This window comes from Rhizobium sp. SEMIA4064, from assembly GCF_003025035.1.
GTDB classification, from domain to species: Bacteria; Pseudomonadota; Alphaproteobacteria; order Rhizobiales; family Rhizobiaceae; genus Rhizobium; species Rhizobium paranaense.
In genome coordinates, this window is sequence record NZ_PYJN01000005.1 from 157,088 (window position 1) to 174,599 (window position 17,512).

Consider the following 17,512-nt stretch of genomic DNA (forward strand, 5'->3'; position numbering starts at 1 on the left):
AGCCTCAAGCTCATCCAAGCACTTCACGCGGTCAAAGACAAATTGCGTTTGTCAGGCGCCCTGGGGATGGTGGGGATAAGTTCATGGCAGTGATGTCCTGCACCGATTGCGGCGGGCTTCTAGCCCCGCCACATCGGAAAGTCAACTAAATCTTAAGGAACTGTTAGGGGATTCGCAGTCTGCGGTTGAAGCCGAGAAAATTGCTAAAAGCCGGCCACTTTTGCCAGCGCGCGCTTCTCCCGCCTGCGCTGTACGGAAGAGGGAATGTTCATCGCTTCGCGGTATTTTGCAACCGTGCGGCGAGCAAGCTCGATGCCGCCCTTCTTTAGGGTATCGACGATGTCGTCGTCTGACAGCACGGCCTCCGGGCTCTCCTGGGAGATCAGAAGACGAATCTTGTGGCGCACGGCCTCGGCCGAATGGCTGTCGCCGCCTTCGACGGCGCTGATCGAGACGGTGAAGAAATATTTGAGCTCGAACAGACCGCGCGGCGTCAGCATGTATTTGTTCGAGGTCACGCGGCTGACCGTCGACTCATGCATTTTGATCGCGTCCGCCACGGTCTTCAGATTGAGCGGCCGCAGATGGTCGACGCCGTGCACGAGGAAGGCATCCTGCTGTCGGACGATCTCGCTCGCCACCTTCATGATCGTCTTGGCGCGCTGATCGAGGCTGCGCGTCAGCCAATTGGCATTCTGCAGGCATTCCGACAGGAAGGCGTGATCCTGGCTCGTCTTGGAGACGGAAGCGAAATAGGACTGGCTGACCAGGACGCGCGGCAGCGTATCCGGATTGAGCTCCACCAGCCAGCCTCCGTCGGAGGACGGCCGCACCACGATATCGGGCATGATCGCCTCGGATATGCCGGTCTCGAAGCCGCTGCCCGGTTTCGGGTTCAACTGACGGATCTCGGCCATCATGTCGAGCAGATCTTCCTCGTCGACGCCGCAGAGCCGCTTCAACGTCGCGAAATCGCGCCGGGCGAGAAGTTCAAGGTTCTGGATCAGCCGTTCCATGGCCGGATCGAAACGATCCTTTTGGCGAAGCTGGATTGCCAAACATTCGCTGAGAGAACGAGCAAACACGCCGGGAGGGTCGAGCAATTGCAATGCGCCAAGCACGCGCTCGATATCCGCAACGCTGGCGCCGAGGCGCTCCGCAGTTTCGTTCAAATCGGCCTGCAGATAGCCGGCATCGTCGAGCTGGTCGACGAGATGCTGGGCAATCAGCCGGTCGGCCATGCTGGGCAGGGAAAAGGGAATCTGTTCGTTCAAGTGGTCGCGCAGCGAAATCTGGCCGGCAACGAAATCATCGAGATCGTAGCTTTCGCCGGCTTCGCCGCCAGGCATGGATTTCCACTGGCTGAGCAGTTCCGGCGCATCCGCGCGCTGCGGGCCGCCATCGTCGGGAAAAACATTGCTGAAATTGGTGTCGAGTTCGTCGTTCAGCCGGTCGGCATGGCCGGTATTTTCGCTCTCGTACCAGTCGCTGGCGAGATCGCCGCTGTTGCGGTCATCATCACCATGGCTGTCATCCGCGGCATCGAACCTTTCGTCCTTCGCCTCGCGGTCGCCGTTGCTGCCTATATCCTCGTCATTTGACGTAAATTCGAGCAGCGGATTTTTTTCGACTTCCTGCGCGATGAATTGGGTGAGCTCAAAATGCGTCATCTGCAGCAACTGGATGGATTGCATCAGTTGCGGTGTCATCACCAGGCTTTGGCTTTGGCGCAGGAAAAGATTGGCCGATAATGCCATGGCGGACGCGAAACTCCCCTTCCTCTCTTTGGGAATTCGCGTTCTTCGCTATGAAAAATCCGCAAAATTCCAACTGGCCCAAAAATTGCTTTTTTATTGGGTTTGGTCAAGCGGAACTGTGTCAGGATGGTGAATTTCGGGAGCGCTACGCCCTCTGGTAAGGGAGGGCGCGCGCCGGTTCAACCGCAGCTTTTTAAAGGCTGAAATTGTCACCCAGATAGAGCTTACGCACTTCCGGATTGCTGACGATGTCGTTGGCCCTGCCATGGGTCAGCACTTCGCCGGCATGGATGATGTAGGCGCGGTCGATCAGGCCGAGCGTCTCGCGGACATTGTGGTCGGTGATCAAAACGCCGATGCCGCGCGCCGTCAGGTGATGCACGAGATTCTGGATGTCGGCGACCGAGATCGGATCGACGCCCGCAAAGGGCTCGTCGAGCAGCATGAAGGTCGGGTCGGTCGCCAATGCGCGGGCAATTTCCAGACGCCGCCGCTCACCACCGGAGAGGGCGATCGCCGGCACCGTGCGGAGATTGCGGATATGGAATTCTTCCAGCAACTCGTCGAGCTTCCGCTCGCGCTTCTTCTTGTCCTTTTCATGGACTTCAAGAACGGCGCGGATGTTCTCTTCCACCGTAAGGCCGCGAAAGATCGAGGCTTCCTGCGGCAGATAGCCGACGCCCAGGCGAGCGCGGCGATACATCGGCATCGAGGTGACATTGTTGCCGTCGATCTCGATCGTGCCTTCATCGACCGGCACCAGCCCGGTGATCATGTAGAAGCATGTCGTCTTGCCGGCACCGTTCGGTCCGAGCAGGCCGACGGCCTCGCCGCGCCGCACGACGAGCGAGACGCCATTGACGACGCGCCGCGTGCGGTAGGTTTTGGTGAGGCCGCGCGCGATCAGGGTTCCCTGATAACGCGCTTTGTCCGCGGTGCCGGATGCCGCAGTGCTCGATCCGGACGCGCCGGGCAAGGTGGGTGTAGTCGATATCGTCACGAGAAGACCGGGATCAGTTCTTTTTCTGCTGTTGCTGCTGCACTTGCTGCGATTTTGGGTCGAGCTGAATCTGGACGCGACCCCCGCAGGCATCCAGTTGCGCTTCACCTGTCGCCATATGTACGGTGAGCTGACAGCCGGTGAATACGTTCGGCCCGTCGGTCAGCACGACCTTCTGGCCCTTGAGAACGGCAAGCTGGTTGGCCATGTCGAAGGAACCGTCATCCGCCGTCGCTGTCTGCGTGCCGGAAACGAGGTAGACCTTGTCGGTGACCAGAATGTGGTCGATATCGGCATCGCCCGAGACCAGCGACTGGTTTTGCTGCTTGGCGGCGTTTGCGACCGGATTTTCGGTTGCCGGCTTGGCATTGGCGTCGGCAGGCTGCTTCTTCTTATAGAAGACCGTCATCTTGCCGGCCTGCATCGTCGTGGTGCCCTGGACGACCTTGACGTTGCCGGTGAAGACCGCCTGGCTTTCCGCATCATGGATCTCCAGCTTGTCGCTTTCGATCTGGATCGGCTGATCCTTGGAAAGCTTCAGGCCAGGCATGCTGCTCGTCGTTGCCTGGGCGCCCGCTTCCGTCGCCGCAAAAATTGCAACTGCGCTAAAGGCGCAGAGAATGGCTGCCTTACGCAGGCCAGAGTTGAAAAGAGAATGTCGCCAATCGTTTGTCATGAACCGCCCGGCTGTTGCTCGCTAGCTGAATTATGGAGTCCGGCTGGTTCGATATGCATCTGAACCTGCCCGTCGAATTCGATTACGCTCCCCTTATCCGTCATCTTGAGCGACTGTGCAACAACCGACATGCCTCCTCTGTAGATTGCAACCTGATCCTGGCTGGAGAGGTCACCCTTCTTCACGTCGAGGAAGGCCGTTCTGAATTCTGCGCGCAAACCGTTGTCCATCAGAATGGTAAAGGGGGCGGTGAGCTTCAGTGTGTCGGCCTGGCGGTCGAAATCCGCGCTCTGAGCCGTCACATGGGCGATCACCTGGTTGTTGACCGGCATAGATGCCTTGATGGTCTTGAGCGTGATCATATTGGGATTCTTGATGTCCTGCAGCGCCTTTTCGGCGAGCATGGAATAATTGATGCCGTCCTTGTTGCGGCCGGCGATGGCGGGACGCTCCATCACAACCTTGCCATCCTCGATCCTTGCGCCTTCGATCTGAATGTTTTCGGGCAGATATGCGCGCACGACCGAAACCGCGATGAAGATCAGCGAGACGATCAACGCGGCCAGGGGAAGCAGGATCTTCAGTCTTCTCACGCGCGAGGAATGAAAGATCGCGTCTTTATACGCGTTTCTTTCTGGCGCGGAGCCGATCGCCTGGCCGGAGGTCTCGATAGTATTGAGCATGCAACAGGTCCGTCTTCTCTGATCCGGAAAAACACGTTCGAGTCATGCACAGACTGTGCCAACAAGCCTGCCAGATCGTTTCGCATTATTGCATTGGCTTGCCAATATGGATTTTTTTCTGCCACAAGCAATTTTAGCAAAAAAATATAATGCGCGGCGGTTTCGCCCGATCGGTCATCGCCCTATCTGACGAAACGTCGCATGGAAAGCCTGGACACAATCTCGAAAATTGAAGTGGATTTTCGCGAAGGATTATGCCCGTTTCAAGGTGTTGTATATCCGGTCCGTTTTGTATCCAATTTATGACAAAGGGAGAGATAAGGCGTCATGGACAGTTCTGCAATCGCAGATCGGCGACAATTGCGCCGCAAGCTTGGCTTCTGGCGCATCATCGCCGTTCTTCTCCTGGTGGCGCTGGGCTTTGCACTTTATCGTTTTGCCGCAGGCGATTTGCCCTCCATACGCGGACCGCAGATCGCCCGCGTCACCATTTCCGGGCTCATCGTGGATGACACCGAGCTTCTGGACCGGCTGAAGAAGATCAAGGACAATGATCAGGTCAAGGCGCTGATCGTCTCGATTTCATCGACGGGCGGCACGACCTATGGCGGCGAGCGCATCTTCAAAGCCATTCGCGCCGTTGCTGCAAAGAAGCCCGTGGTCTCCGATATCCGCACCGTTGCGGCGTCTGCCGGCTATATGATCGCCACGGCGGGTGACGACATTGTTGCCGGCGACACGTCGATCACCGGCTCGATCGGCGTCATCTTTCAGTATCCGCAGGCGAAAGAGCTGCTCGACAAGCTCGGCCTGTCGCTGGACGAGATCAAGTCGGCGCCGCTGAAGGCCGAGCCGTCGCCTTTCCATCCGGCGAGCGAAGAGGCCAAGGCGATGATCCGCAACATGGTCATGGACAGCTATGCCTGGTTCGTCGATCTCGTTGCCGACCGCCGCAAATTGCCGCGCGACGAGGTGCTGAAGCTCGCGGACGGCAGCATCTTCACCGGCCGGCAGGCATTGCAGAACAAGCTGGTCGACACCCTCGGCGGCGAGGACGAAATCCGCGCCTATCTCGACACGCGCAAGGTCAAAAAGGACCTGCCGATCGTCGATTGGAAAGCTGAAGACAAAACCTCATCCTTCTTTTGGCCGAGTGCCGCTTCCTGGTTGCTAAATCGTCTCGGTTATGATGATTTTATGAAGGGAGAGGATCTCCAGAAAATTATGACAGAGAAGTTGTTTCTTGACGGCCTGCTTTCTGTTTGGCAGGGTGCAGCCAATTGATAAATCAATGATTTAAGGGGGCAACCGTGATTAAGTCGGAATTGGTGCAGATTGTGGCGGCACGTAACCCGCATCTCTACCACCGCGATGTCGAAAATATCGTCAACGCAGTCCTCGACGAGATCACCGATGCGCTCGCTGCGGGAAATCGCGTGGAGCTACGCGGTTTCGGCGCATTTTCCGTCAAGAACCGCCCCTCGCGCTCCGGTCGCAACCCGCGAACGGGTGATACGGTGTTCGTCGAGGAAAAATGGGTTCCCTTCTTCAAGACGGGTAAAGAGCTGCGCGAGCGCCTGAATCCCGGCGCCGGCGACGAAGAAGACGACAATTAATCGTCGTTTTTAGCTGATACTCTTCGCGAATGTCCCCGTAGACATGAATGTGCCGCGACCGGGTGGCACTTGAACTCGGCCCGGTCTTTCTTATTCTCTGCGGCTATAGGCGATAGGAGTGCATTGCACGGATGCGCCTGGACAAAGGAGCATTCGCAATGACCAAGAAGATCATCAATCTGCTGATATTGCTGCCGCTCGGCATTATCCTCATCATCTTCTGCGTTGCGAACCGCCAGTCCGTCACGCTGGCGCTCAATCCGTTCAGGCCCGAGGACCAAGTGTTGTCGCTGAGCGCGCCGCTGTTCGTGCTGCTGTTTGTCGCGCTGATCATCGGCATGTTGGTTGGCGCTGCGGTGACCTGGTTCAATCAGGGCAAACACCGCAAGCTAGCCCGCAGCCAATCGCGCGAGGCCGTGCGCTGGCAGGCGGAAGCCGACAAGCACCGCAATCGCGCCGAACAGATCGCCGGCCAGCTTCCGTCCAAATAACGATCTAGTTCCCGCTGAGCTGCATGTCCTTATAATCGCCCTCCGGCGATGAACCGTCGCCGATGATCGCGAAACCAAGGCTGCGGTAAAAGGCGATGGCGCGCGTATTCTTCACCAGGCATTTCAGCCGGTAGCGTCGGTTGGGCCATTCCGGCAGGGCGGCAAGCAGCGCCTTGCCGGCGCCACGGCCCTGGAATTCGGGCAGGATGTAGAGCATATGGATGAAATCATCCGGCTCCCATAGCGTCATAAAGCCGGCGATGGTTCCGTTTCGATCCTCGCAGACGAAGACGCGTTCGCCGGGTGTCTGACCGACGAAATCCTCACTGTGGAATTTGCCGGGATCCACCCAGAGAAACGTCGTGCGACGCACACGCAGATAGATGTCGGCGAGAATGTCCGTATCCCGTGCTTGTGCCGGCCGGATGGTCCAAAGATCTGATGTCGACGTCATGAGCAGTCTATGGTGGGTCTGATGACGATCGCGATCAAGCGCTGGCTTGGCCATTGAGGGCGGCGGAAAAATCGGCGAAAAACTGCTGCGCCAGTTTCCTGGCGCTAGAATCGACCAATCGCGAGCCGAGCTGGGCGATCTTGCCGCCGACCTGGGCCTTGGCCTCGTAATGCAGGATCGTCGCGCTGCCTTCCTCTTTCAGTGTGACATCGGCCCCGCCCTTGGCAAAGCCGGCAATGCCGCCCTTGCCTTCGCCGGAGATTGTATAGCTTTCCGGCGCATTGATGTTGGAGAGCGTCACTTCACCGTTGAAGGAAGCCGAGACCGGGCCGATCTTCAATTTCACCGTTGCCGTCAGTTCGGTCGGCGAAATCTTCTCTAGGCTTTGACAACCGGGAATGCACTGCTTGAGAATATCGGGATCGTTCAATGCGGCCCACACGACGTCCCTAGGGGCGGCAATCCGTTCTTCACCGGTCATATCCATGCGCAACCCTCCCGATCTGGCATTTCATCCAGGGATAATCGCAGATCGGAAAGCGCTTTGCCAAGTGGCGGCCAGATGCTATTTGCACGCACATATCAATTTTGAGACAAGCATGGTGAAACAGAAGGAACGCCGGCCCGGTTCGAAAGCCGCGGGCGGCCCCGGCGCAAAGCCCCAAAGGGATGCCAGGCGTGACGCGCCCTTTAAGACCGGCAAGCCGCCGGCAAAGCCCGCACGCGATACCGGCCCGAAGTCTGCACCGGCCGCGCGAGACCGCGGTGAGCGGATTTCGGAGCCGCGCGGCGAGGCGCCTGTCGCGGTCACATCCGAACGCCCGTTGATCGTGCGAACCGGCGAACGTCCCATGGAGCGCGTGCCCGTCATCCTCGAATCGCTGGGCGCAGGCGATTTCCACCTGATCGACAGCGGTAACGGGCTGAAGCTCGAGCAATACGGTTCCTATCGCGTCGTCCGGCCGGAGGCGCAGGCGCTATGGCAGCCATCGCTCGCCGCACATGTCTGGGACAATGCCGATGCGATCTTCACCGGAGATACCGATGAGGATGGCATGGGTCGCTGGCGGTTTCCGCGCGAAGCGCTCGGCGAGACCTGGCCCTTACAATTGCTCGGCGTTGATTTTCTTGGCCGCTTTACCGCTTTTCGCCATGTCGGCGTCTTCCCGGAGCAGATCGTGCACTGGGCCTGGATGAAGGAGCAGGTCGAAGCCGCAAAGCGGCCGCTGAAGGTGTTGAACCTCTTCGGTTATACCGGCGTTGCCTCCCTGGTCGCTGCTGCTGCCGGCGCCGAAGTCACCCATGTCGACGCCTCGAAGAAGGCGATCGGCTGGGCGCGGGAAAACCAGGCGCTCGGCCGCATGGAAAAGCTACCGATCCGCTGGATCTGCGAAGACGCCATGAAATTCATCCTGCGCGAGGAACGGCGCGGCAATAAATACGACATCATCCTGACCGACCCGCCGAAATTCGGCCGCGGCCCGAACGGCGAGGTCTGGCATCTCTTCGAACACTTGCCGTCGATGCTCGATATCTGCCGCGAGATCCTGTCGCCCAAGGCGCTTGGTCTGGTGCTGACGGCCTATTCCATCCGCGCCAGCTTCTATTCGATCCATGAGCTGATGCGTGAAACCATGCGCGGCGCCGGTGGCGTCGTCGAATCCGGCGAACTGGTGATCCGCGAGGCCGGCCTCGACGGCAAGACGCCGGGCCGGGCACTCTCCACATCTCTCTTCAGCCGCTGGGTGCCGAAATGAACCACGATTTCCGCAATGACGGCCCTCGCAAGGTCGGACATGTCAAGGAGGTCACCTCCCTTGCCAATCCGATCATTAAGGACATCAAGGCGCTGACCAACAAGAAGTCGCGCGAGGAGAGCGGCGCTTTCCTGGCGGAAGGCTTGAAGCTGGTCATCGATGCCCTGGAGCTCGGCTGGACCATTCGCACGCTGGTCTACGCCAAGGCCGCCAAGGGCAAGCCGTTGGTCGAGCAGGTGGCCGCCAAGACCGTCGCCGCCGGCGGGCTGGTGCTCGAAGTCAGCGAAAAGGTCATCGCCTCCATCACCCGCCGTGACAATCCGCAGATGGTGGTTGGCATATTCGATCAGCGCTGGCGGCAGCTCCGCGAGGTCAAGCCGAAGGCCGGCGACACCTGGGTGGCGCTCGACCGCGTGCGTGACCCCGGCAATCTCGGCACCATCATCCGTACCGCCGATGCGGCTGGTGCCGCAGGCGTCATTCTCGTCGGCGAGACGACGGACCCGTTTTCGCTGGAAACCGTAAGGGCAACCATGGGCTCGGTCTTCGCCGTTCCCGTCGTCAAGGCGACGCCGGAGGAGTTTCTGGCCTGGAAGAAGACGGCCGGCGTTTCTGTTGTCGCCACCCATCTGGCCGGCGCCGTCGACTACCGCACGATCGATTACAAGAAAAAGCCCGTCGTCCTGCTGATGGGTAACGAGCAGTCCGGCTTGCCGGACGCCTTGGCGAAGGAGGCCGATGCGCTTGCCCGCATCCCGCAGGCCGGCCGCGCCGACAGCCTCAACCTTGCGGTGGCGACGGCGGTGATGCTGTTCGAAGCCCGCCGTCATCTTCTGACCCTCAGCGAGACGCGATGACCGACAGCGAGATAAACGAACAGGCGCCCGTAAAACCCGCGCTGTTTTCACGGCCTTTGCCGATCCTGATTTTCATTGTGGCTGCTGTCATCCTCGACCAGGTGGTCAAGATCATGGTCGACAACTGGCTGCCTTTGCAGGAGATGGTGCCGGTCATTCCGATGCTGGCGCTTTACCGCACCTATAATCTCGGTGTCGCCTTCTCGATGCTGTCGGGCATGGACGGCTGGTTCATCGTCGGCATGCGGCTCGTCATCGTCGTTTTCGTGCTCTGGCTCTGGCGGCGGACACCCAATCATCGTTGGCTTGCCCATCTCGGCTTCGCGTTGATTATCGCCGGCGCGCTCGGCAACCTGATCGACCGGTTCCTTTACGGCCATGTGATCGACTACATTCTCTTCCATACCGAAACATGGTCGTTCGCCGTCTTCAATCTCGCCGACAGTTTCATCACCGTCGGGGCGGGCTGCGTCATTCTGGACGAGCTGCTTCTGCCGAAAAAGGCGAAAGCGTAAAATTCTAACAAATCCCTGAAGGCAACGGGAAGAGTGCGCATGTTAGTAAGACAACATGAGCACTCTGGCAAACCTGCAGGAAAAGCTTGTCGCCGCCATTGACGACGACCATGCCGTGCCGCGCGAACGGCCGGTCGAAGACGTGTCTCTCATCGCTGCCGATCCCATCGAGATTTCGCCGGCTAACATTCCGGAGGTGCCGCAGCCCGCGTTTCCCCAATGGTTGCAGCGTCATTGGTTGAATGGCAGCGGCTTGATTGCCGGCGTGGCGTTCCTGTCGGTTGGCTATGTCGGCGGCCCGCTGGCGCTTGCTGCTTTGCTGGGCCTGATAGCGCTGGCGATCGTTGCTTCCGGCGTCGTCTTCCGCAGGCGAAATGCTACCCGCAAGGTCATCGTGGATACGCCGACGCTCAGCGAAAACGACCACGACCGCCTCTGGGAGAGCAACGAAAGCACCAGCCTGCTCGCCACCATCCACGATGCGCTTGGCGATATCACCGTGACACGCGACATCGAACGCCGCATCGTCCATGGCAATGCGACCTTCCGCAAACTGATCGGCAAGTCGAACCCGGAGGGTTTGACGCTGGAAGAAGCGGGTCTCGTCTTCCGCGCTGTCGCAGCTTCGCAGCGTCAAGACGCCGAGATTTCCACGCCGGAAGGCCCGCGCATCTTCGCCTGGCACGATGTCATGTTCCGCGATCCCGCCACCGGACAGTTGAGAATCCAGAGCGTCGCCCGCGACGTCACCGAAGAACGCCAGGCCGCGCGTCTCCGCGAGGAGGCACGGCTGAAGGCGGAATATAACAGCGCCGCCAAATCACGGCTGCTCGCCACCGTCAGCCATGAGATCCGCACGCCTCTGTCGGGAATTCTCGGCATGAACCACCTGCTTGCCCAGACGCCGCTGACCCTGGAGCAGGCCAATTACCTGACCGGCATCCGCCAATCCGGCAATGCCCTGGTGCAGCTCGTCGAAGACCTACTGGATTTCTCGACGATCGAAGTCGGCCGCTTCCAGCTCCGGCCGCGCGCCGAACATCTGAGGCCGCTGCTGGAAGGCGTTGTCGAGATGCTCGCCCACCGCGCCCATGAAAAGGGCATCGAGATCGCCGCGACCGTCGCGGCGGATGTTCCTGAAACCATGGAGTTCGATCCCGCTCGCCTCCGCCAGGTGTTGTTCAATGTCATCGGCAATGCCGTGAAGTTCACGCAGACAGGCGGCGTCCTGATCCGCGCCGGCCACGATGGCGACGATCTCGTGATATCGGTCAGGGATAGCGGCCCGGGAATGACCGAGGAGGAGCAGGCACGCATCTTCGGCGAGTTCGAACAGGCGGGCAACATGTTGGACAGAAGCGCCGGCACGGGTCTGGGGCTTGCCATCTCCGCCCGCATCCTGCGCGAGTTCGGCGGCAAGTTGAGCGTTTCCAGCATGCGGGGTGAGGGCAGCGAATTCACGGTCCGCTTTCCGGCTTCGGTCGTCGCTGGAGAGAACGAACAGGCTAGGCGCGACGAGCTGCTCAAAGGCTCCCGCGTCCTGCTGCTGGCGCCGGAAGGTGCCGCAAGCACGGCGATTGCCGACACTATCCGCACCCTTGGTGGCCGCTGCCGCCTGATCGGTCCCACTGATGTGGAAAACCTGGCGCGGTCCGTCCCCAAAGACGGAGGCATGTCGCTGACGGATCTCATCGTCGATCACCGTATGGCGCCATGGTATTTCCGCGAAGGGACCGAACTTGCCGCGTCCGGCCTCAGAAAGATCTTTCTGGTCAATCCGGAGGAGCGCAACACGCATCCGCTCGATCTCTTCGATGCGTGGCTCATCCGGCCGCTGCGCGAACAATCGCTCATCGACGTGCTGAGCGGCCGCATGCGCGGCATGGAGAAGCGGGATGTACTGAGTAGCCCGCCCGAAATCGGTATCGTGACGCCGGAGGCGGCGGATGCCTCCCTCAACGTTCTCCTGGGCGAGGACGATCCTGTCAATGCCATGCTGGTGCGCGCCATGCTCGCCAAAGCCGGCCACAGGGTTCGCCTCGTCGAGGATTTCGAGAACTTGCTCGCCCGTGCCGAAAACAGCGAGAACCGCCCGGATGTCGTCGTCACTGACCTCACCATGCCCGGCGGCGAAGGGGCAGCGATGCTCGCGCAACTGAGGGCGCTGGAGCGTCGATACGGTCTTTCGCCGCTGCCCGTGATCGTGCTGACCGCCGACAGCCGCGATGCCATTCGACGCCAGGCCCTGCTTTCCGGCGCCGATGCCGTCATCGTCAAGCCGGTCGATCCCGATCGTTTGATCGCAGAGGTGCAAGGCCTGTCGAAGCAGGCTTTGGGACGCGCTTAGAGCAATTCCAGGAAAAGTCCGCAGCGGTTTTCCGTCCGGAATTGCAAAAAACAAAGAGATAGAGCGGTTCTAAGCTGAACCGCTCTAGATTGAAAACATACCTCCGAATCGTGATTCGGTCCCATCCGCCTGCGCGATGACGAACGTGTCGAAAAGCCGCTTCGCAGCTTTTAAGAGTACCCCCTGGGATACAAGGGCTTCATCCAAATTCGGTGATTGGAACAGGCACGCTTCTTGCTTTTCGCAACGCACCATGTCACTTTCCTGTCGCACGAATTTGCTTTATGGCGGCTATATCAACCCGTAGAGGGGGAGTCGCCATGTCCATCGAAATTTTGAATCGCGAAGCTCAGGGCGAAATGGTTCAGTCTTCAAAGGCAACGGTTGAGCCGGTTGCCAGCGATGTGCTCGGACGCATCGGAAATCTAGAAACGCGCCTTGCTCGCACGGCGCGGGAAATTGATGCTGCCCAGGCGGTGCGCTATCGCGTCTTCGTTGAGGAGATGAATGCGCAACTGCCGGCCGATGCAATGCGTCGCCAGCGCGATATCGATAGCTGGGATTCGATCTGCGACCATCTGCTGGTTCTCGACCGCTCGCTGGAAGGTGATTCGGAAGACCAGATCGTCGGCACCTATCGTCTGCTGCGCCAGGACGTGGCGATGGCGAATGGCGGTTTCTATTCCTCTTCGGAATTCGACATCGACACCCTGCTCGCCCGTCATCCTGAAAAGCGCTTCATGGAACTCGGTCGTTCCTGCGTGCTGCCGGAATACCGCACCAAGCGCACGGTCGAACTGCTGTGGCAGGGCAATTGGGCCTATTCCCTGAAACACGGCATGAACGCCATGTTCGGCTGCGCTTCTTTCCCCGGCATTCGTCCGGAGCAACATGCGCTGGCTCTGTCCTTCCTCTACCACAACGTCATTGCCAAGGACGAATGGGCCGTTAGCGCGCTGCCGTCGCTTGCCCGCACCATGGACCTGATGCCCGTCGAGGCGGTCAATTCCAAGAAGGCGCTGATGTCGCTGCCGCCGCTGATCAAGGGTTACCTGCGCCTCGGCGCCATGGTCGGCTCCACCGCCGTCGTCGATCATGCCTTCAATACGACGGACGTCCTGATCGTCTTGCCGATCGCCAGCATTTCGGACCGCTACGTCAATTATTACGGTGCTGACGCCGGTCGGTTCGCGAGCTGATCGTCGCAAGCCGGACTGATTCGGCCTCGGCCATCCCCAAAGCAATTCCAGGAAAAGTGCGGAGCGTTTTTCCGTCCGGAATGCGCAAAAACAAAGGGATAGAGCGGTTTAGCGATTCCGTGAAACGCTAAACCGCTCTAGGGAATCGCAAAAATATCGATCTCATCCGTAATGCCGCGAAGCGAGACGTGGTGGGTTTGCGGTTTCAAACCATGTGTCGTCAGCAATTCCGTGGCGCGTGGATTGTCGAGTACGGAACCGGTGGCGAATATCTCGTGTGAGTTCGCGAGATGTTGCACGCGAGAAGCGATGTTGACGGTCTGCCCGAAATAGTCCTGGCGCTCGTTCAGGCTGACCGCGATGCACGGTCCCTCGTGGATGCCAATCTTGAGAAGAAGATCGTCGTTGCCGCGCTCCTTGTTGAGACTGACCATTGCTTCGCGCATCCGCATGGCGGCGACCAATGCCCGGTCCGGCGTTGGAAACGTCGCCATTACCGCATCGCCGATGGTTTTGACGACCGCACCCGCCTCTGCGCCGACGATCTCATGCAGGATGCTGAAATGGGTTCTCACCAGATCGAAAGCGGCAAGGTCGCCAACCCTTTCATATAGGGCCGTCGAACCGCGCAAATCGGTGAACAGGAAGGTGAGACTGGTGATCTTCAACCGCTGGTCCACGTCGATCGTGTCCGTGCGGTGGATGTCGCGGAAGGTTTGGTTCGAAAGCAGTCGCTTGGCGGTCAGGAATGGACGCCGTTGCCCCAGCAGGCCGTGCAGCACGTCGTTGGCCACGCAGATCGATGGCAATGTGCGGACTTCGGTGTGGTTCTCCATGAGAATACGCAGGGGGCCGGGTCGTAAGATCATGGGTTCGCTATGCCGGTGCATGCGATCGAACACGAGCGAGATGGTCTGCCGCTCCTTCGATGGTTCGCCTTTCACGTCCAGGAAGAGTGCCGCATGCGTCACCGGCTCGAAGATGATGACGTACTCCGCCGGCAACTGAAGCGATACGACAGCCTTTTCCCCGGCAGGCAATTCCAGCGCCTCCAGAATGAATTGGTCGACCGTCGCCTCGTACCCCTCTTCGGGAAGGTCGACGCCCGAGCCCCAATAAATCTGGCGAAAATATTCGAGGGCTGGCAATTCATGCGGATTGTGAGCCTCGATATGGCGCACGCGCGGACTGACGGTGAAGGTAACTTCGACCATCTCGTCGAGGGTCGGCTCATAGCCGGCAGCGCAAAGCGCGCAGCTATAGGTGTCGCTCTGAACGGTCTTCAGCGAGGTATTGGCATCCAGCACTCCACCGCAACCGGGGCACAGAACATTCCACGAGATTTCGAAGAGGCCGAGGCGAGATGCATGCAGGAAGGCGTTGATGGTCTGCTCTTCGTCGAAGCCGTGCTCGGCTGCAAAGGCAAGCGCGTTCACCCGGTTGAGCTTGCGATCGGACGCGTCAAGGACGAGCCGCTCGATGGCGTCGACGATATCCGGCCGCGCTGAATGGCGCAGCACTTCAAATAGCTGGGCTTCACTCATTGGCGCATCTTACACCAAATCGAAACCGCAGCCATTGGTCTTCTTGTCGCCTCGGTTTGTCACCGAGGTTACGGGACACCCCCTCACCCTACCCTCTCCCTGAGGGGAGAGGGTGAGATCGAGTTTGCTGGTAGTTCTCGCTCAAACACTGCATTGGATGAAGCGAAAGCTTGCCGTCCCCACTGAAACCACTCTCTCCCCCCCGGGGAGAGGGCAGGGTGAGGGGCTCCAGCAAAGTGTCCCCTCTTAACCGGCTCCATAGGCGGCAATTGCCGCCATGTTGACGATATCAGAATCCTTGGCCCCCATCGAGGTGATCTGCACCGGCTTGTCGAGGCCGACGAGCAGCGGGCCGATAACGGTGGAGCCGCCGAGTTCCTGCAGCATTTTCGTCGAAATCGAGGCCGAGTGGAAGGCGGGCATGACCAGCACGTTGGCTGGACCGGAGAGACGCGAGAAGGGATACTGGGTCTCGATGATCTTGCGGTTCAGCGCCACATCGGCGGCCATTTCGCCGTCGAATTCGAAATTGACATAGCGCTTGTCGAGAATGTTCACCGCCTCGCGCACGCGCTCGGATCGTTCGCCCGGGGGATGGCCGAAAGTGGAGTAGGCGAGCATGGCAACGCGTGGTTCATAGCCCATGCGCCGCGCGAAACCAGCCGCTTCCTCAGCGATATCGGCCAGTTCCTCCGACGTCGGCATGTCATGAACGGCGGTATCGGCGACGATGACGGTGCGCCCGCGGGCAAGCACCAGCGACGCACCGATAACTCGGTGCCCCGGCTTGGCGTCGATGCAGCGGCGCACGTCGCCGAGCGCGGTCGAATAGTTGCGCGTCACCCCCGTCACCATACCATCGGCATCGCCGAGCGCCACCATGCAGGCGGCGAAATGGTTGCGGTCGTTGTGGATCAGGCGGGTCACATCGCGGTGCAAATAGCCTTTGCGCTGCAGCCGGGCATAGAGATAGTCGATATAGGCCTCGACACGCTTGGAAATGCGGGCGTTGACGATCTCGAGGCCCGGCCGGCTGAGGTCGATCCCGGCGCGTTCGGCCGTGGCATGGAGCAGATCCTCGCGGCCAAGCAGGATGGCGGTGCCGAGTCCCTGGTTGGCGTAGGACAAGGCGGCGCGCATGACCTGCTCTTCCTCGGCTTCGGCAAAGACGATGCGCTTCGGATGCCGACGCACACGTTCGTAGAGTTGCGCCAGCGTAGAGGCGATCGGGTCGCGCCGGGCTGAGAGTTCGCGGGCATAGGCGGCCATGTCCGGGATCGGGCGGCGGGCGACGCCGCTTTCGATCGCCGCTTGCGCAACGGCAACCGGGATCGCCGAGATCAGGCGCGGATCGAAGGGCACGGGAATGATGTATTGCGCCCCGAAGCGCGGCCGCGCGCCCTGATAGGCGGCGACAACATCGTCCGGCACGTCTTCGCGTGCCAGGCTGGCAAGAGCCTTGACGGCAGCGATCTTCATTTCATCGTTGATCGTCGAAGCCCGCACATCGAGCGCGCCGCGGAAGATATAAGGGAAGCCGAGGACGTTGTTCACCTGGTTCGGATAGTCGGAGCGCCCGGTCGCCATGATGGCGTCGTCGCGGATGCGGGCGACTTCCTCCGGCGTGATTTCCGGATCGGGATTGGCCATGGCGAAGATGATAGGCCTGTCCGCCATGGAGCGGATCATCTCTTCGGAGAAGGCGCCCTTCTGCGAGAGGCCGAAAACCACGTCGGCGCCCTTCATCGCTTCGGCTAGCGTGCGCTTGTCGGTTTTGACGGCATGTGCCGACTTCCACTGGTTCATGCCTTCGCTGCGGCCCTGGTAGATCACGCCCTTGGTGTCGCAGAGCACGATGTTCTCAGGATTGAAACCCATTGCCTTGATCAGCTCGACGCAGGCGATCGCGGCAGCACCGGCGCCGTTGCAGACGAGCTTGGCGGTCTTGAGGTCGCGGCCGGTCAATTCCAGCGCATTGATCAGCCCGGCGGCGGCGATGATCGCGGTGCCGTGCTGGTCGTCGTGGAAGACGGGGATGTCCATCAGCTCGCGCAGGCGCTGCTCGATGATGAAACAGTCGGGCGCCTTGATGTCCTCGAGATTGATGCCGCCGAAAGAGGGGCCGAGATAACGGACGCAGTTGATGAATTCGTCGACATTTTCGGTGTCGATTTCGAGGTCGATCGAATCGACGTCGGCAAAGCGCTTGAAGAGAACGGACTTGCCTTCCATGACCGGCTTCGAGGCCAGTGCACCGAGATTGCCAAGGCCGAGAATGGCCGTGCCGTTGGAGATGACCGCCACCATGTTGCCGCGCGACGTATAGTCGTAAGCCGTCTGCGGATCGGCGGCGATCGCCTTCACAGGAACGGCGACGCCGGGCGAATAGGCGAGCGAAAGATCGCGCTGTGTTGCCATCGGCTTGGTCGGATTGATTTCGAGCTTGCCGGGGCGGCCATGCTTGTGGAAGTCGAGCGCTTCCTGATCGGTAATCCCCGTTCCCGAACGCGACGTGCTGTTGGTGTCAGGCATTGTTCCTCCAAACCTCCTGTGGGCGACCGGTCCCTCTTGCCCGATAGCTGTTGTCTTCTATAGCGGCGCGCGGGTAGGGTGGCA

At 60.0% G+C, this 17,512-nt stretch carries 16 protein-coding genes; 8 read left to right on the forward strand and 8 right to left on the reverse strand.

The genetic code is table 11. The features are described from left to right. Positions 1-203: 203 nt before the first annotated feature. The 4 genes from rpoN to lptC all read right to left on the reverse strand — a co-directional run bounded on the left by rpoN (position 204) and on the right by lptC (position 4,116). On the reverse strand, positions 204-1,757 hold the full coding sequence (gene rpoN, locus C9E91_RS02555; RefSeq protein WP_107106799.1) for an RNA polymerase factor sigma-54: 1,554 nt from the start codon (positions 1,755-1,757) through the stop codon (positions 204-206). A gap of 193 nt (positions 1,758-1,950) precedes the next feature. Further along, a complete protein-coding gene (gene lptB, locus C9E91_RS02560; RefSeq protein WP_181316000.1) occupies positions 1,951-2,733 on the reverse strand; it encodes an LPS export ABC transporter ATP-binding protein in 783 nt (260 codons plus the stop codon). A gap of 37 nt (positions 2,734-2,770) precedes the next feature. After that, positions 2,771-3,433, reverse strand: coding sequence for an LptA/OstA family protein (locus C9E91_RS02565; RefSeq protein WP_107106801.1), 663 nt, complete (start codon positions 3,431-3,433; stop codon positions 2,771-2,773). Next, complete coding sequence (gene lptC / locus C9E91_RS02570; protein ID WP_107106802.1) at positions 3,430-4,116, reverse strand: LPS export ABC transporter periplasmic protein LptC; 687 nt, start codon at positions 4,114-4,116, stop codon at positions 3,430-3,432. Before lptC ends, C9E91_RS02565 begins: the two co-directional genes overlap by 4 nt. A 327-nt stretch (positions 4,117-4,443) precedes the next feature. Between lptC and sppA the strand changes: the two genes are divergently transcribed. From sppA to C9E91_RS02585, 3 genes are all read left to right on the forward strand, one after another. Further along, the gene (sppA, locus tag C9E91_RS02575) at positions 4,444-5,400 is read left to right on the forward strand and encodes a signal peptide peptidase SppA (RefSeq protein WP_107106803.1); all 957 of its coding nucleotides are present in this window, start codon (positions 4,444-4,446) and stop codon (positions 5,398-5,400) included. Between the two features lie 26 nt (positions 5,401-5,426). Further along, the gene (locus C9E91_RS02580; protein ID WP_004120746.1) at positions 5,427-5,732 is read left to right on the forward strand and encodes an integration host factor subunit beta; all 306 of its coding nucleotides are present in this window, start codon (positions 5,427-5,429) and stop codon (positions 5,730-5,732) included. A gap of 158 nt (positions 5,733-5,890) precedes the next feature. After that, positions 5,891-6,223, forward strand: a complete 333-nt coding sequence (locus C9E91_RS02585) for a LapA family protein (protein WP_107107037.1) — start codon at positions 5,891-5,893, stop codon at positions 6,221-6,223. A 4-nt stretch (positions 6,224-6,227) separates the two neighbouring features. Here the strand turns inward: C9E91_RS02585 and C9E91_RS02590 are convergent, their stop codons facing one another. Next, a complete protein-coding gene (locus C9E91_RS02590) occupies positions 6,228-6,677 on the reverse strand; it encodes a GNAT family N-acetyltransferase (RefSeq protein ID WP_107107038.1) in 450 nt (149 codons plus the stop codon). Between the two features lie 34 nt (positions 6,678-6,711). After that, the gene (locus C9E91_RS02595; protein WP_107106804.1) at positions 6,712-7,164 is read right to left on the reverse strand and encodes an SRPBCC family protein; all 453 of its coding nucleotides are present in this window, start codon (positions 7,162-7,164) and stop codon (positions 6,712-6,714) included. 115 nt (positions 7,165-7,279) lie between these two features. Between C9E91_RS02595 and C9E91_RS02600 the strand changes: the two genes are divergently transcribed. From C9E91_RS02600 to olsB, 5 genes are all read left to right on the forward strand, one after another. After that, the gene (locus C9E91_RS02600) at positions 7,280-8,434 is read left to right on the forward strand and encodes a class I SAM-dependent methyltransferase (protein WP_181316001.1); all 1,155 of its coding nucleotides are present in this window, start codon (positions 7,280-7,282) and stop codon (positions 8,432-8,434) included. Further along, entirely contained in the window at positions 8,431-9,291 is an 861-nt protein-coding gene (locus C9E91_RS02605) for a TrmH family RNA methyltransferase (RefSeq protein WP_107106806.1), read from the forward strand. Before C9E91_RS02600 ends, C9E91_RS02605 begins: the two co-directional genes overlap by 4 nt. Continuing rightward, positions 9,288-9,806 (forward strand): signal peptidase II, encoded by a 519-nt coding sequence (lspA, locus tag C9E91_RS02610; RefSeq protein WP_107106807.1) that lies wholly within the window; start codon positions 9,288-9,290, stop codon positions 9,804-9,806. The genes C9E91_RS02605 and lspA overlap by 4 nt, the downstream gene beginning before the upstream one ends. 55 nt (positions 9,807-9,861) lie before the next feature. Continuing rightward, positions 9,862-12,153 (forward strand): hybrid sensor histidine kinase/response regulator, encoded by a 2,292-nt coding sequence (locus tag C9E91_RS02615; RefSeq protein ID WP_107106808.1) that lies wholly within the window; start codon positions 9,862-9,864, stop codon positions 12,151-12,153. Between the two features lie 320 nt (positions 12,154-12,473). Beyond that, positions 12,474-13,352, forward strand: a complete 879-nt coding sequence (gene olsB, locus C9E91_RS02620) for a l-ornithine N(alpha)-acyltransferase (RefSeq protein ID WP_107106809.1) — start codon at positions 12,474-12,476, stop codon at positions 13,350-13,352. 137 nt (positions 13,353-13,489) lie between these two features. Here olsB and C9E91_RS02625 read toward each other — a convergent pair whose 3' ends face one another. After that, positions 13,490-14,896: an adenylate/guanylate cyclase domain-containing protein gene (locus C9E91_RS02625; RefSeq protein ID WP_107106810.1), complete on the reverse strand. Its 1,407-nt coding sequence runs from the start codon at positions 14,894-14,896 to the stop codon at positions 13,490-13,492. A gap of 246 nt (positions 14,897-15,142) precedes the next feature. Beyond that, a complete protein-coding gene (locus C9E91_RS02630; protein ID WP_107106811.1) occupies positions 15,143-17,428 on the reverse strand; it encodes an NADP-dependent malic enzyme in 2,286 nt (761 codons plus the stop codon). Positions 17,429-17,512 lie beyond the last annotated feature (84 nt).

What these genes read in the sequence shown, in the direction of transcription:
- sppA (WP_107106803.1), top strand. Translation starts at nt 4,444, where the DNA reads ATGGACAGTTCTGCAATCGCAGATCGGCGACAATTGCGCCGCAAGCTT.
- C9E91_RS02630 (WP_107106811.1), bottom strand. Translation starts at nt 17,428, where the DNA reads ATGCCTGACACCAACAGCACGTCGCGTTCGGGAACGGGGATTACCGAT.
- C9E91_RS02615 (WP_107106808.1), top strand. Translation starts at nt 9,862, where the DNA reads ATGAGCACTCTGGCAAACCTGCAGGAAAAGCTTGTCGCCGCCATTGAC.
- C9E91_RS02595 (WP_107106804.1), bottom strand. Translation starts at nt 7,164, where the DNA reads ATGGATATGACCGGTGAAGAACGGATTGCCGCCCCTAGGGACGTCGTG.
- rpoN (WP_107106799.1), bottom strand. Translation starts at nt 1,757, where the DNA reads ATGGCATTATCGGCCAATCTTTTCCTGCGCCAAAGCCAAAGCCTGGTG.
- C9E91_RS02605 (WP_107106806.1), top strand. Translation starts at nt 8,431, where the DNA reads ATGAACCACGATTTCCGCAATGACGGCCCTCGCAAGGTCGGACATGTC.
- C9E91_RS02590 (WP_107107038.1), bottom strand. Translation starts at nt 6,677, where the DNA reads ATGACGTCGACATCAGATCTTTGGACCATCCGGCCGGCACAAGCACGG.
- lptC (WP_107106802.1), bottom strand. Translation starts at nt 4,116, where the DNA reads ATGCTCAATACTATCGAGACCTCCGGCCAGGCGATCGGCTCCGCGCCA.
- olsB (WP_107106809.1), top strand. Translation starts at nt 12,474, where the DNA reads ATGTCCATCGAAATTTTGAATCGCGAAGCTCAGGGCGAAATGGTTCAG.
- C9E91_RS02585 (WP_107107037.1), top strand. Translation starts at nt 5,891, where the DNA reads ATGACCAAGAAGATCATCAATCTGCTGATATTGCTGCCGCTCGGCATT.
- C9E91_RS02565 (WP_107106801.1), bottom strand. Translation starts at nt 3,433, where the DNA reads ATGACAAACGATTGGCGACATTCTCTTTTCAACTCTGGCCTGCGTAAG.
- C9E91_RS02625 (WP_107106810.1), bottom strand. Translation starts at nt 14,896, where the DNA reads ATGAGTGAAGCCCAGCTATTTGAAGTGCTGCGCCATTCAGCGCGGCCG.
- lspA (WP_107106807.1), top strand. Translation starts at nt 9,288, where the DNA reads ATGACCGACAGCGAGATAAACGAACAGGCGCCCGTAAAACCCGCGCTG.